This is a genomic window from Marmoricola sp. RAF53 (genome assembly GCF_052114005.1).
Lineage (GTDB): Bacteria > Actinomycetota > Actinomycetes > Propionibacteriales > Nocardioidaceae > Marmoricola.
This window is the reverse complement of sequence record NZ_JBFRDX010000009.1, coordinates 85,712-98,669: the sequence shown is the minus strand read 5'-3', so window position 1 is coordinate 98,669 and position 12,958 is coordinate 85,712. Positions and strand designations below refer to the sequence as shown.

Genomic DNA, 12,958 nt, shown 5'->3' with positions numbered 1-12,958 from the left:
TAGGGTGGCCCCCATGTCCTCCCCGCAGCCTGCCGGTCCGATCAGCGTCGACGACCACCTGGCGCTGGTCCTCGACCGGATCGACGCGCTGCCGGCGTACGACCAACCGCTGCTGGAGACGCTGGGCCTGCCGGTGGTCGCCGACGTGGTCTCCCCGCTCTCGCTGCCGATCTTCGACAACTCCGCGATGGACGGCTACGCGGTCGTCTTCCGCGACGTCGCGGAGGCGACGGCCGAACGCCCCGTGCACCTGCCGGTCGTGGGCGAGATCGCGGCCGGGCAGACCTCGATCTACGCGATGTCGCCCGGGACCGCGGTGCGGATCATGACCGGGGCCCCGGTGCCGGCCGGCTGCGACGCCGTCGTGCCGGTCGAGTGGACCGACGACGGCGTCGCGACCGTGCAGATCAGCAGGGCGCCGACCGAGGGCCAGCACATCCGGCGCGCCGGCGAGGACGTGAAGCAGGGCGACGTGCTGCTCGCGGCCGGCGACCGGATCGACGCCCGCCGGGCGGGACTGCTCGCCTCGGTCGGCATCGGCCGGGTCTCGGCACGGCCGCGCCCGCGGGTGGTGATCATGTCGACCGGCTCCGAGCTCGTCGAGCCCGGCGGCGACCTGGCCCGCGACCAGATCTACGACGCCAACTCCTTCCTGCTCGCCGCGGCCGCGAAGAACGCCGGCGCCATCGCCTACCGCGTCGCCGCGACCCCCGACGACCCGGAGACGTTCGTCGAGGTGCTCAGCGACCAGCTCGTCCGCGCCGACGTCGTCGTCACCAGCGGCGGGGTCAGCAAGGGCACCCACGACGTGGTCAAGGAAGCGCTCTCCGCGCTCGGCACCGTCTCGTTCCACGAGGTCGCGATGCAGCCCGGCAAGCCGCAGGGCTTCGGCGTGATCGGCGAGGACGAGACACCGATCTTCACGCTGCCCGGCAACCCGGTCTCGGCGTACATCTCCTTCGAGCTGTTCGTCGTCCCGGCGCTGCGCAAGATGATGGGCCGCACCCCGCTGTCGCGGTCGCTGGTCCGGGCCGAGCTCACCTCGACGGTCGGCTCGCTGAAGGGGAAGCGGCAGTTCCTGCGCGGCCACTTCGAGCCGCGCGTCGGCGGGTCGGTGGTGACGCCGGTCGGCGGCGCCGGCTCGCACCTCGTCAACGGGCTCGCCCAGGCGAACGCGCTCATCGTCCTCGGCGAGGACGTCGCCACCGTGCAGGCCGGCACCGCGGTGCCGGTGATGCTGCTGGACCGGGACTTCTGATGGCCACCGAGGAGACGCCGCGGCTGACCCACGTCGATGACGCCGGCGCCGCCCGGATGGTCGACGTGACCGGCAAGGCGGTGACCGCGCGGGTCGCGGTGGCGTCGGGCCGGGTGCTGGTCTCGCCCGAGGTGGTCGCGCTGCTGCGCGGGGACGGCCCCGCCGGTTCGACTCTGCCGAAGGGCGATGCCCTCGCCGTCGCGCGGATCGCCGGGATCATGGCCGCCAAGCGCACTCCCGACCTGGTGCCGCTGTGCCACCCGCTGGCGATCTCCGGGGTCGAGGTCGACCTGGAGGTGCTCGACGACGCGGTCGCCATCACCGCCACGGTCCGGACCGCCGACCGCACCGGCGTCGAGATGGAGGCGCTCACCTCGGTCTCGGTCGCCGCGCTCACCGTCGTCGACATGGTCAAGGCCGTCGACAAGGGCGCCGTCATCACCGACGTACGAGTCGAGTCGAAGACGGGCGGCAAGAGCGGGGACTGGCAGCGATGAGCGACACCGAGGGCATCCTGGCCGCGGTCGTGGTCGCGTCGAACCGGGCCGCCGCCGGCGTCTACGAGGACACCACCGGGCCGATGATCGCCGAGGCGCTGCGCGCGGACGGCTGGGCCGTCGGCGAACCGGCGGTGGTGCCGGACGGCGAACCCGTCGGGGTGGCGATCCGGGCCGCGGTCGACGCCGGCGCCCGCGCCGTCCTCACCACCGGGGGCACCGGGCTCACGCCCACCGACCGCACCCCCGAGGTGACCCGCGCGCTGCTCGACCGCGAGGTGCCGGGCATCGCCGAGGCCGTCCGGGCGTACGGCGTCGCGCAGGGCGTGCCGACCGCGATGCTGTCCCGCGGCGTCGCCGGGGTCTGCGGGGACGCGCTGGTGGTGAACCTCCCGGGGTCGGCCGGCGGCGTCCGCGACGGGCTCGCGGTGCTGCTCCCGGTGCTGCGGCACGCGGTCGAGCAGATCGTGGGGAGCGATCACGTCAGGAGCGAGGGGTGAACGCTCTTCCGCCACGGGGATGGCCGGTGGAGCTGACCCACGGGCCGCTGCGGCTGCGGCCGATCGCCGTCTCCGACCGGCGTGCGTGGCGCCGGGTGCGGGAGCGCAACGTCGCCTGGCTGTCGCGCTGGGACGCGACCACCCCGCCCGGCGCGGAGTCCCGGCCACGGACCTTCGCGGCGATGGTGCGGGGGATGCACCGCGAGGCCCGGTCCGGCCGCCAGCTCCCGTTCGCGGTCGAGTACGACGGCGAGTTCATCGGCCAGCTCACGGTGAACAACGTGGTCCGCGGGTCGGCGCAGTTCGCGTCGGTCGGCTACTGGATCGACGAGTCGTACGCCGGCCGCGGGCTGATGACCCGGGCGGTCGCGATGGCCGTCGACCACTGCTTCTTCGGCTTGCGCCTGCACCGGGTCGAGATCGCGATCCGGCCGGAGAACCAGGCGTCGCTGCGCGTCGTGGAGAAGCTCGGCATCCCGGAGTACGGGTTCGCCCCGCGTTACCTGCACATCGACGGCGAGTGGCGGGACCACCGGCTGTTCGCGATCACCCGCGAGGACTGCCCGAAAGGGTTGGAGAGCCGGCTCTGAGGACGTTCGTCCCAGGTAGTGACAACACCAGTCACAGGAGTGTTCTCGCGACACACCGCCGCGCTTGCGTCCCGCGCGGGCCGACCGCTCCTACCCTCGTGCTGTGGACCTGTCAGCAATCATCTTCGTGGTGCTCGCCATCGGGTGGGCCGCCTACCTGATCCCCATGGCGCTGAAGCATCACGACCACCAGGCGATGAGCCGGCCGGTCGACACGTTCTCGGACTCGGTGCGCGTCCTCGGCCGCGGGGCGACCCCGGCGACTCCGTCCACCTCCGCCTCCTCCGCCGGACCGGCCGAGCCCGTCCGGCGCAGCACCGTCACCCTCCAGGCCGCCCGTTCCGCCGCGCGCCGCCGTCGTCGGGTGCTCGCCGTGCTGCTCCTCGCCCTCGCCGCCGTCGCCCTGACGTGCGCGCTCGGGTACGCCCCGTGGTGGGCGACCGCGATCCCGGCGACCCTGGTCGTCGCCTTCCTGGTCACCGCCCGGCTCACAGTCCGGGCGCAGCAGGTACGCCGCGCTGCGCCCGTCCAGCAGCAGGCTCGGGTCGCGACCTCCGCCGCGGAGTCGTCCCAGGATGCGCCGGCGGCCGAGGTCGAGCCCGACCTCGGCACCGAGGACACCGCCGGCCTCTCCCGCGCCGAGCTGGCCGACGCAGTCGCCGCGCCGGTCCTCGACGAGGGCGGCCTGTGGGACCCGCTCCCGGTCACGCTGCCGACGTACGTCAACAAGGCCCGCGCCCGTCGTACGGTCCGGACGATCGAGATCACCGCGATGACGTCCTCGGGGCACGACGCCGCCGACAGCGCCCTGGCCCGCGAGGCCGAGGTCGCCGCCGAAGCCACGAAGGAGGCAGCCGCCGAGGCCGCCGCCGACGCCCAGGACCGCCGAGCCGCCGGAGCCTGACCCCGATTGGAAAGTCCGCCCGGCCGGGTGGTAACTTCTCCTCTGCACCAGGGGCTGTGGCGCAGTTGGTAGCGCGTCTCGTTCGCAATGAGAAGGTCAGGGGTTCGAATCCCCTCAGCTCCACCAGTAGGACCGCCTCCGGGCGGTCCTTTTGGGTTCCCGGGCACAGTGCACGGGGTCGCGCACTGTGCCGATGGCAATGAGAAGGTCAGGGGTTCGAATCCCCTCAGCTCCACCATGTGATCTCTCAAGAGATCCGCGACAGCCGGACCCCTTATCGGGGTCCGGCTGTTGGCTTTCTGGGGGCTGGGCCGCGGGGCCTGCCAGTGGGTTGGTAGTCGCGGGTGGGGTCGATGGTGAGTTCGCGGAGGAGTTCGCCGGTGGCGGCGTTGATGACCCTGACTTCGAGGTCTGCGACGAGCATGATGACTTGGGTTCGGCGGTGTTCGTAGCCGATGCCGATGTGGTGGAGCCTGCGAGGCGGGTGGTGTAAACCAGGCCGTTGTCGGTCAACACTGAGGCCCGGTAGCCGTGCTGGGCTGTAGTTCTGCGGAACGTGGTGAGCACGATCGGACCGGTGACTCGTTTGGTCGCGGTGATGTTCAGTGCGTAGCGGGAGTGGGTGAAGTCTGATTGCCAGGTCTCGTTCGGCATCGCTGCTTCGAAGCGGATGTAGGAGGCCTTGGGGCGCTTCTTCGGCTCGGGGGTGACCAGGCTTTGGCGGGTCAGGGTCCGGGCGATCGTGGCTGGCGAGACGGTCGAGTTGTGGTGGTGGGTCAGGTGCCAGGCGATGGTTTCGGGGCCGGCGTCCATCCCGGTCGGGAGCTTGTCGCTTATGTCTTGAGAGACGTGTCGCGGATGTCCTGATGGATCACACCCTCAGCTCCACCAGGAAGCGGTCCGGAGCCTGGACCGTTCCTCCGGACCCGAGGGTGCATTGTCCGGTGGGCTTGGAGATATGGCGGCGCGTCAGGAGGTGGTGGTGGGAACGATCTCCGGCGGGAACCACTCGCCGCGAAGGGCGGGTTCGTGGGCGACGTAGAGGCGGAGGTTGAGTGAGAATCCTTGGTTCGCGGGCGTCGGGAGCCAGTTGGACTCTGCTGTATCCGCGGGTCGTTGGGGGGCGAGCCAGATGCTGGTGGTGCCGTCGTCGTTGGGGGCTAGGGAGGCCTCGGAGTTGATGTCGTAGCGGCTGATCGGGTTGGGAACGACCCGGTAGTCGGGCACCGAGTACACGGTGAGTGACCAGAACGCCTGCACCTGGGCGTCGGGTTCCCCGGGCGCGAAGCGGATCTCGTAGGTCTTCGAGCCGTCGAGGAGCTCCCCGTCGTTGCCGAGCTGGCCGACGAAGTAGATGGCTTCCTCGACGGTGTTCGCCCAGAGCCCGCCGTAGTCGACGATGTCGCGGGCCAGGACGTCGTTGCCGAACCGACCCGCGCCGAAAGCGACCGACCAGCCGTTGCGTTGGGTGCCGAAGCCCTTGGTGCCGGCGAGGAAGGCGGGCCAGGCCTTGGTGCGGATGATGTCGTCCACGGCTGCGGCCGCCTCGTCGCCGGTGGCGACGTGTGCGGCGACGACGCTCACCAGTTTGGTGTATCGCGGGGCGTCGGGCATCGCGTCGGGGGCTGTGGCCAGCAGGTCAGGCCCGGCGCGGAACGCGTCGGCGCTGGGCAGGTCGGTGTTGGTGAAGTCGGGGATGGTGGGCGGTGGCGCGATGTGGATCCCGTCGGGCGCGTGGTGGCGTTTTCCAGTACCACCAGGAGTTCGTCCCGGAGGTCCTCGAGTTCCTGGGCGGGAAGTGATGACGGGGCCGGACTTCCTGACCATCGATGCCTTCCACCGACCGCCCGGCGGCCGGATCCGGTGGCGTCGTGATCTCGCCCGCACCATCGACAGCGGCGTCACCGGGCTCCGAGGTGCGACGGTGAACTTCGCCAACAACGGGACGCACTCGGTGATCCCGAACCTGGTTCCCGGCGGGGTCGCGCTCGTTGCTGCGTGGGAGTCGTCCGAGGCGGCCGAGGCTGCCTTCGCCGGGGCGCTGCGGCCGGCGATCGACGGCCCCGGGCGGTTCAGCATGGACAGCGAGATCGTCCGGGTGCGGGTCGACTCGGAGTCCGAGCGCGACCACTGGCACGGGTGGAAGCCGAACTCCGAGGGGGCGGAGCCGCTGGCCGAGGGGGAGCCGATGGTGGCGATCGTGCACGGCATCCTGCGGCCGGGTCGGCTGGTCGAGTTCGTGCGCAACAACGTGCACGCCGCCAGCCGGGCCGCCCACCATCCCGGGCACCGGGGCAGCATCGACATCTCCTCGCAGGTGCCGTACGAGCACACCTCGATCAGCCTGTGGAAGACCTACGGCCTGGCCCAGGACTTCGCGTACAAGAAGGGTGGCCACGCCAGCGTCATGACGCACGCGCTCAAGGAGAAGACCCATCGCGTCGGCGTCTTCCTGCAGGCCCGGCCGTTGGCCTGCACCGGAACTCTCGGGGTCGCTCGGACCCCGTACCCGCAGCTCCCGGAGGCGCGGCGCGCGGGCCTTTAGCCCGCCGGGGCCCAGGCGGTCTGCAGCGCGCGCTCGTGCGAGGCGAGAGCAGACGCCCGATCGGCACCGAGGCCCACGCAGAAGGTGACGCCCATCGGGACCAGGACCTCCCGAACGGGGTCGGCGAACTCGGAGGTGCGGGTTCGCGCGCGTAGGACAGCGTGGTGAGCGCCGTGAACGTAACCGTCTCGGTCCCACCCGCTTGCTGACAGACTCCTCGCACCACCTCGCGACCAGCGGACGAAGGATCTGACCCGATGAGCACCGAAGTGACCCTCTCCGTCGACGCGGACGGCGTCGCCCTGATCACCCTCGACGGGGGCGACGGCCTCAACCTGTTCTCGCGCGCGACCGGGCGCGCCCTGAGCGCCGCGCTGCGGTCCTGCGACGAGGACGACGCCGTCCGGGTCGTGGTCCTCACCGGGGCCGGCGGGGACGGTTCCGCGTTCTGCGCCGGGGCGGACCTGAGCGCGGGATCGGGTGCGTTCGAGGACCCGGGCGCCACGTTCTCGGCCTCGCCGGTGGATCCGCCGGCCTTCCAGGTGCGCAAGCTGGTCATCGCCGCGATCAACGGCCACGCGATCGGCATCGGCCTGACGATCGCGCTCCAGTGCGACCTCCGCCTGGTCGCCGAGGACGCCAAGCTCGCGATCCCGCAGGTACGACGCGGCATGATCGGCGACGCGCAGAGCCACTTCACCCTGCGGCGCCTGGTCGGGACCGCGCTGGCGGCCGAGCTGCTCCTCACCGGGCGCCCGATGAGGGGAGCCGAGGCGGCGGTACGTGGCGTGGCGACCCGGTCGCTGCCGGCAGCCGAGGTGCTCCCGGAGGCCCTGGCGGTCGCCCGCGACGTCGCGAGCAACGTGAGCCCGGCGGCCCTGGCGCTCAGCAAGCGGCTGCTCTGGTCGGACCTGGGCGGCGACGAGATCGCGGCGGCCGAGACCCGGGCCCACCGCGTCCTGATGAATCACCCGGACGCCGCGGAGGGGCCCGCTGCCTGGCGCGAGCGACGTACGCCGCGGTGGACGTTGCCGGTCTCGCAGCTCCCGACCGACGTCTAGGAACTCGTCACCGTCACGACGACCTCGGCCGCTCCCGGGAGCCCGGCGATCCTCAGCCGCGGGGCGCCGGGCGCCGAGGTGACGACGCCGCCGGTGACCTGCACCTGGTAGCCGTTCGGGAAGAACCTCGGGTGCAGGAAGAACTCCGAGGTCGCGCCTGCCGGGAACCGTCCGGTGCCGTCGGCGCGGTCGGTCGAGTACGCCGCCCGGAAGGTCGACGTCGCCTGGTCCCAGCCCCAGCTGCGGGGCGTCCCGGCGACGGTGCGCGGCGACGGCCGGGTGAGGACCGTGAGCAGGCCCTGCTTGATGTTCGCGGTGTCGGGCGACTTGCCGATGTCGTTGATCAACCCGTACGTCGCCGACTTGCCGAAGTCCTGTCCCCAGTAGGCCCAGTGCATCCAGCTGACCATCTTCGTGTCTGCCTGGTCCAGCAGGCTCGCCACCACGGCGTCGGTGTCGCCGGCGCCGAATTCGTTCATCAGCAACGGCTCGCCGGTCGACCGGTAGTGTGCCGCCGCGTTGGCCAGGTTGAGCCCGGTGAGCAGGTCGCAGGGTGCCGTCGGCAGGGGAAGTGGCAGCGGCACCAGGGCCAGCGCGCAGTAGTCGTGGAAGCCGAAGCCGACCTGGGGATCGTTCATCGACGGCAGCCAGGTCCGTGACCCGAGGCCGAAGAAGGCCTGCGGTTCGACGAAGACCAGCCGGTCCGGGTCGACGGACCTGATCGACGCGAGCACCTTGCGGTGGAACGGCGCCAGCTTGAACGTGTCGAAGAGCGGGCAGCCGATCGGCAGGGCGCAGGTGGCGACGTCGAGGATCCCGGGGGAGGGCTCGTTGTCCACCTCGAAGACGGTGCGCGGGTCGCCGGCGAAGCGCTGCGCGACGTGCTTCCACGCGGCGGCGTAGTGGTCCTGAAGCCCGATCCCGTCGGTGGCCTTGGCGTTGGCCCAGAAGCTCTCGTTCGCGATGGCGGCCCCGGGGAGCACGTTCGCCGGGGGAGGCAGGAAGGTCAGCCCCGGGATCCCGAAGCTGAGGGTCGCCCAGCCGGGCGCACCGTTCCCGCCGAATTTCTCGCTGTACCCGTCCTGGTGGAAGTTGACGAGCGGGATCATCCCGTGACTCGCGGCGGTGTCGGCGAGGGCGATCATCTGGTCGATGTAGGCGTCGTCGTAGTGCCCGGGGGTGGGCTCGACCGCGGCCCAGGTCAGCCCGAGGCGGATGCCGTTGAACCCGTTGTCCTGGAGGAACTGCAGGTCGTCCTCGCCGAACCCGAGCGCCGACGGGACGTACGGCGCGAACTTGTTGATCATGTTCGTCCCGTGGATGACGACGACCTTGCCGTCCGCGCCCGTGAACCACGGACCGGTGTGGCGAAGCCGCTGAGGCGTCGCGCTGGGGCTGGTGCCGTCCGTCGCGGCGCTCGGGCTGAACGCGGAGATGCCGGTCACGGCAAGGGTCAGGCACGCGGCCAGCGCGACCGCGCGCTTCGCCCGTACGACGGTCGGCTTGAGCATCCGTGCCTCCAGCGGTGAGCGGGCGCGTGGGAGAGTCGCGCCTCGGGTTCGCACCCTAGGCCCCTGACCCCTTAGCGAGTCAAGGGCTTCGCCTTAAGTTGCGTCGACGGCCTAGCCCGATGCGGCGCGCTCAGTGCCGGACCGGTGCCGAGGTCGAGGCGGTGACGAGGCCGGTCAGGACGTCGACCAGCTCCTGGTGACGACGCTCCCGGACCTCGGCGGTGAGCGAGTCCGCCACGCGCTCGTAGTCCGCGACCAGGCTGAGCAGGCACGACGCCATCGAGTCGGTGCGGAAGCGGCGCTCGGCAACCGGGACCCCCGTGAGGCTGTTCGAGATCCGGCCGACGATGATCCGCAACGACGGATGGCCGGCGTCCCGCAGCACGTGCTCGTCGTTGATCGCCGGGTGGTAGCGGAGCCGGTCGAAGAACCGGGCGAAGTGCGTCGAGCCGGGGCCGTCGACGATCTGGACCATCGGCAGCACCAGCATCGAGACCAGGGACCGCACGTCGTCGCGCCGACCCCCGGACTCGGCGTCGGCGAGCATCTGCATCCGGGTGCTCTCCATCTCGTTCAGGCGCGCGTTGACCGCCGCCGCGACGAGCCCGTCCCGGCTCCCGAAGTAGTAGTGCACCGCCGACTTGTTGCGCAGGCCCGCCTCGCCGGCGATGTCCTGGAGCGACGCGCCGAGTCCGCGCTCGGCCATCAGCACCTCCGCGGCCCGCAGGATGCGGCTCGCCGAGGCCTGGTCGCTCATGGCGCCACCCTAGTGGGCTCCGCCGCGCGGATCGTCGCACCGATCCGCCGCCCACAAGGTCTGGACGTAGGGTTGGTGGGGACTGGCCGACGACGAGGCCGCAACCCGGCGGCTGTCCCGGCCGAGAGGCGGGCGTCATGACGACGTCGATCCGTTCCATCCCTGTCCCCACGACCGCGATCGGGGCGTGACCGTGGCCGCCGCCGTCGTGCTGCGTGTCCGGCTCACGGGCGGTGGAACCATGGACGTCACCTACGAGGACAACGGCGCGGCCGACGAAGCCGAGGTGATCGAGCAGGTCGTCGCCCGGCTGGCCAGCGACGCGGGTCTGCTGCGCTGCCGGCACGGTGGCCGGCTGGTGGTCCTGTATGCCCGGGGTGTCTCGGCGATCGAGGTGGAACCTCGGGGGGCCATTCTCTGAGGGCCTACGCAGGGTCCTCGTGCGGCAGCAGCACCGTGTCGGCGGAGAGCTCCTGGTGGACGAGCCGGCCGGCGACCTCACTCAGCTTCTCGTTGTGGGTGCGGGCATAGGCGCGCAGCCGCTCGAAGGCACCTTCCATGTCCAGGCCGCCGCGTTCGGCCAGCACCCCCTTGGCCTGCTCCACGACGATCCGGGAGTTGAGCGCGGTCTGCAGCTGCTCGGCCAGCAGGGAGGACCGCGAGATCGAGCGCTGCTGCAGGATCCCGATCGTCGCGACGTCCGCGAGCGCCTGGGCGATGCGCAGGTCTTCGTCGTCGAGGGGCCGCCGCGCCCCGGTGGTGAAGAGGTTGAGACCGCCGATCGTCTCCTCGCGCAACCGCAGCGGCAGCGCGTGCACGGCGGTGAACCCCACGGACATCGCCGCCGGGGCGAAGGTCGGCCAGCGCTCGCGCTCGGTCGAGAGATCCGCGACCGTGACCGGGATGCCGGTCGCGACGCACTCCAGGCACGGACCTTCCTCGGACTGGAGCTGCAGGAGCTCCACCAGCCGGGCGGCCTCGCTCGAGGCGGCCACCACCTGCAGGTGCTGCCCGCGCTGGTCGACCAGCAGCAGGCCGCCCTCGTCGACGTCGAGGAGGTCGACGCAGCTCCGGACCAGGCCCTCGAGCAGCTCGACCACGTCGTAGTCGGCGACCAGCGAGTCCGCCAGTGCGACGAACCGCTCCGAGAGCAGTGCGCCCGTGCTTCCCTGCCACCTGCTGGTGCCGCTACCTGCTTGAGTGTTCATAGCTCTTCCTTCGAGAAACGACGGCGTCCGGCCACGACGTCGGCAGCGAGTACGTGGACGAGGACCCCCTCACTGAACGCGGTCGCGCGGAGCCGCGCCAGGGCGCTCGCGATATTGGTACCCATCTGCACCATCACCATCCCGGCGGCCTGGTGCACCACCATCCGGTACGACGGCTCGGTGACCGCGTCACCACCGGCCTCACCCATCTCCAGCAGGACCGCGGCGATGCGGTCGACGGTGCGGAGCGAGGCGGCGAGCTGGTCCGCGTCGAGGATGCCCGGCTCTGAGCGGTAGAGGTCGAGCGTCCCGAGCGCGATCGCCCCGACCTGGACCGGGAACGCGAACACCGCACGGACGCCGGAGGCCTCGGCCTCCTGGGCGAAAGCCGGCCACCGCCGTGTCGCGTCGGACACGGCACGGAGGTCGTCGAGCAGCACCGGAGACCCTGATCTGACCGCGTCCACGCAGGGTCCCTCCCCGAGCGTGAACTGGAGATCCTCGATCAATCGCGAGCGCGCGTCGGAGACGAACGTCGTCTCCGGGACGCCCTCGCTCGACAGAACCGCGAGACCGACCCCGTCGACACTCGCTTCCTCTCGGCACGTCCGACAGAGTTCCTCGAGTCGGCGCGTCACGCGGACCGCTCGACCGACGCCCGCTCGTCATCTCGACCCTTCACCGACCACCACCAGGTGCTCTCGATCGCGCAAGCACACGACGTCCTCACGAGCATAGGCGGTACGGCCGGAGGCTGGTAACGTGCGAGGAGGCCCGCATCTTGCGCGGCCTCTCCGACCAGACCCCGCGGAGCTCGGCACTCGAGCGATGGGTCGTGTCGATGGATCGCGTTTCTCAGCTGATCAGCCGATGGGCGGTCACGCCCTCGGGTGACGCCTCGGTCCAGGCCACCCTCGACCGGGCGACGTGCGAGACCGCGGACCTGCTGCCGGTCGACGGGGCAGGCATCGTCCTGTTCCCCACGGCCACGACACCGGCGTACCTCGCGGCCTCCGACGCCACTTCGCTGACGTTCGAGAATCTCCAGCGATCCCTCCACCAGGGCCCCTGCTTCCGCGCGCAGCAGACCATGCAGCCGGTGTCGGTCCCCGACCTGGCGCTGGAGGAGGACTTCCCGGCGTTCAACCGGGAGGCCCGCGGCCGGGGTCTGTCCGGCGTCTTCGCCTTCCCGCTGCGCAAGGGCGGCGCCGCCGTGGGCGCCCTTGATCTGTACCGGATGTCCCCGGGTCCACTCGCCGAGGTCGAGATGCGCGCGGCGCAGACCCTCGCCGACGTGTTCACCGCGTACGTCGTCGACGCGCAGACCCGGGCGATCTTCGAGGAGACCTTCACCCGGGAGCATAGCGTCGTCGAGCAGCTGCAGGCGCTGGACGTCGAGCGCAGCGACTTCGTGGCCGCGACCATCCACGAGCTCGCCGGCCCGATCGCCGGCATCATCGGGTACGCCGAGCTGCTCGAGCTCGAACCCGACAACCTGTCGGACCGGCAGCGGCGTTTCATCGCCGGCATCCGCCGGAACGGCGACGAACTGCGTGCGCTCGCCGCGGATCTGCTCACGACGTTCACGCTGGAACCGGGGGTGGCGCGCCGCGCCTACGTCCGGGTGGATCTGCGTGCCGTCGTGGCGGCGACGCAGAAGAAGACGCAGGAGAAGATGACCTCGGCCTCCCCCTCCCCGGCCGTGGATCTCTTCTTCGAGGTCCCCGATGTCCCGGTCTTCGTGCTCGGAGATCCGGACCAGCTCGAACGGATGCTGACCAACCTGGTGAGCAACGCGGTGAAGTACACGCCTCCCGGCGGCCTCGTCCTCTGCATGCTGAGCCGAGGGGACGGGCAGGCGCTGCTGGAGGTGCGCGACACCGGTATCGGGATCCCGGTCGACGAGCAGGACGAGGTCTTCACGAGGTTCTTCAGGGCCTCGAACGCCGCGGGACGCGAGATCCCCGGAACCGGTCTGGGACTCGCGATCGTCGAGTCGATCGCCCAGGGCCACGGCGGCGCGGTGGGGGTGTCCTCGGAGCTGGGGGCCGGCACCTGCTTCCGCGTCCGCATTCCCGCCGCCTGATCACGGAATCGGGGGATCCGTGATCAGGCGGCGTCGGCGGA

At 71.3% G+C, this 12,958-nt stretch carries 14 protein-coding genes and 1 tRNA gene; 10 read left to right on the top strand and 5 right to left on the bottom strand.

Features of this window, described 5'->3' with window-relative positions; all coding sequences use genetic code 11:
• The first annotated feature begins 13 nt into the window (after positions 1-13).
• From glp to AB4Y76_RS10515, 6 genes are all read left to right on the top strand, one after another.
• Positions 14-1,258, top strand: coding sequence for a molybdotransferase-like divisome protein Glp (glp, locus tag AB4Y76_RS10540; RefSeq protein ID WP_441924923.1), 1,245 nt, complete (start codon positions 14-16; stop codon positions 1,256-1,258).
• Positions 1,258-1,755 carry a cyclic pyranopterin monophosphate synthase MoaC gene (gene moaC, locus AB4Y76_RS10535; protein ID WP_441924921.1) on the top strand — a complete coding sequence of 166 codons (498 nt, stop codon included), beginning with the start codon at positions 1,258-1,260 and terminating at the stop codon, positions 1,753-1,755. Before glp ends, moaC begins: the two co-directional genes overlap by 1 nt.
• Positions 1,752-2,255: a MogA/MoaB family molybdenum cofactor biosynthesis protein gene (locus AB4Y76_RS10530; RefSeq protein WP_441924919.1), complete on the top strand. Its 504-nt coding sequence runs from the start codon at positions 1,752-1,754 to the stop codon at positions 2,253-2,255. Before moaC ends, AB4Y76_RS10530 begins: the two co-directional genes overlap by 4 nt.
• Positions 2,256-2,281: 26 nt before the next feature.
• On the top strand, positions 2,282-2,845 hold the full coding sequence (locus AB4Y76_RS10525) for a GNAT family N-acetyltransferase (protein WP_441924917.1): 564 nt from the start codon (positions 2,282-2,284) through the stop codon (positions 2,843-2,845).
• Between the two features lie 103 nt (positions 2,846-2,948).
• A complete protein-coding gene (sepX, locus tag AB4Y76_RS10520; RefSeq protein ID WP_441924915.1) occupies positions 2,949-3,749 on the top strand; it encodes a divisome protein SepX/GlpR in 801 nt (266 codons plus the stop codon).
• A gap of 50 nt (positions 3,750-3,799) precedes the next feature.
• Positions 3,800-3,875 (top strand) — tRNA-Ala (locus AB4Y76_RS10515).
• An 843-nt stretch (positions 3,876-4,718) separates the two neighbouring features.
• Here the strand turns inward: AB4Y76_RS10515 and AB4Y76_RS10510 are convergent.
• Entirely contained in the window at positions 4,719-5,333 is a 615-nt protein-coding gene (locus tag AB4Y76_RS10510) for a DUF1214 domain-containing protein (RefSeq protein ID WP_441924913.1), read from the bottom strand.
• 217 nt (positions 5,334-5,550) lie between these two features.
• On the opposite strand from AB4Y76_RS10510, the gene AB4Y76_RS10505 reads away from it, so the two are divergent.
• Positions 5,551-6,294, top strand: a complete 744-nt coding sequence (locus tag AB4Y76_RS10505) for a hypothetical protein (protein WP_441924911.1) — start codon at positions 5,551-5,553, stop codon at positions 6,292-6,294.
• Positions 6,295-6,551: 257 nt separating this feature from the next.
• A complete protein-coding gene (locus tag AB4Y76_RS10500) occupies positions 6,552-7,355 on the top strand; it encodes an enoyl-CoA hydratase/isomerase family protein (protein WP_441924909.1) in 804 nt (267 codons plus the stop codon).
• Here AB4Y76_RS10500 and AB4Y76_RS10495 read toward each other — a convergent pair.
• Positions 7,352-8,866: a cellulase family glycosylhydrolase gene (locus AB4Y76_RS10495; RefSeq protein ID WP_441924907.1), complete on the bottom strand. Its 1,515-nt coding sequence runs from the start codon at positions 8,864-8,866 to the stop codon at positions 7,352-7,354. The two genes, AB4Y76_RS10500 and AB4Y76_RS10495, sit on opposite strands and share 4 nt — an antisense overlap.
• A 130-nt stretch (positions 8,867-8,996) precedes the next feature.
• Entirely contained in the window at positions 8,997-9,623 is a 627-nt protein-coding gene (locus AB4Y76_RS10490; RefSeq protein ID WP_441924905.1) for a TetR/AcrR family transcriptional regulator, read from the bottom strand.
• Positions 9,624-9,810: 187 nt separating this feature from the next.
• On the opposite strand from AB4Y76_RS10490, the gene AB4Y76_RS10485 reads away from it, so the two are divergent.
• A complete protein-coding gene (locus AB4Y76_RS10485; protein WP_441924903.1) occupies positions 9,811-10,044 on the top strand; it encodes a hypothetical protein in 234 nt (77 codons plus the stop codon).
• Positions 10,045-10,048: 4 nt separating this feature from the next.
• Here the strand turns inward: AB4Y76_RS10485 and AB4Y76_RS10480 are convergent, their stop codons facing one another.
• Together AB4Y76_RS10480 and AB4Y76_RS10475 are read right to left on the bottom strand one after the other, a co-directional pair.
• On the bottom strand, positions 10,049-10,831 hold the full coding sequence (locus tag AB4Y76_RS10480; protein WP_441924901.1) for a GAF and ANTAR domain-containing protein: 783 nt from the start codon (positions 10,829-10,831) through the stop codon (positions 10,049-10,051).
• A complete protein-coding gene (locus AB4Y76_RS10475; protein ID WP_441924899.1) occupies positions 10,828-11,469 on the bottom strand; it encodes a GAF and ANTAR domain-containing protein in 642 nt (213 codons plus the stop codon). Before AB4Y76_RS10475 ends, AB4Y76_RS10480 begins: the two co-directional genes overlap by 4 nt.
• A gap of 203 nt (positions 11,470-11,672) precedes the next feature.
• Between AB4Y76_RS10475 and AB4Y76_RS10470 the strand changes: the two genes are divergently transcribed.
• Positions 11,673-12,917 carry a sensor histidine kinase gene (locus AB4Y76_RS10470; RefSeq protein WP_441924897.1) on the top strand — a complete coding sequence of 415 codons (1,245 nt, stop codon included), beginning with the start codon at positions 11,673-11,675 and terminating at the stop codon, positions 12,915-12,917.
• The last annotated feature ends 41 nt before the right edge of the window (positions 12,918-12,958 follow it).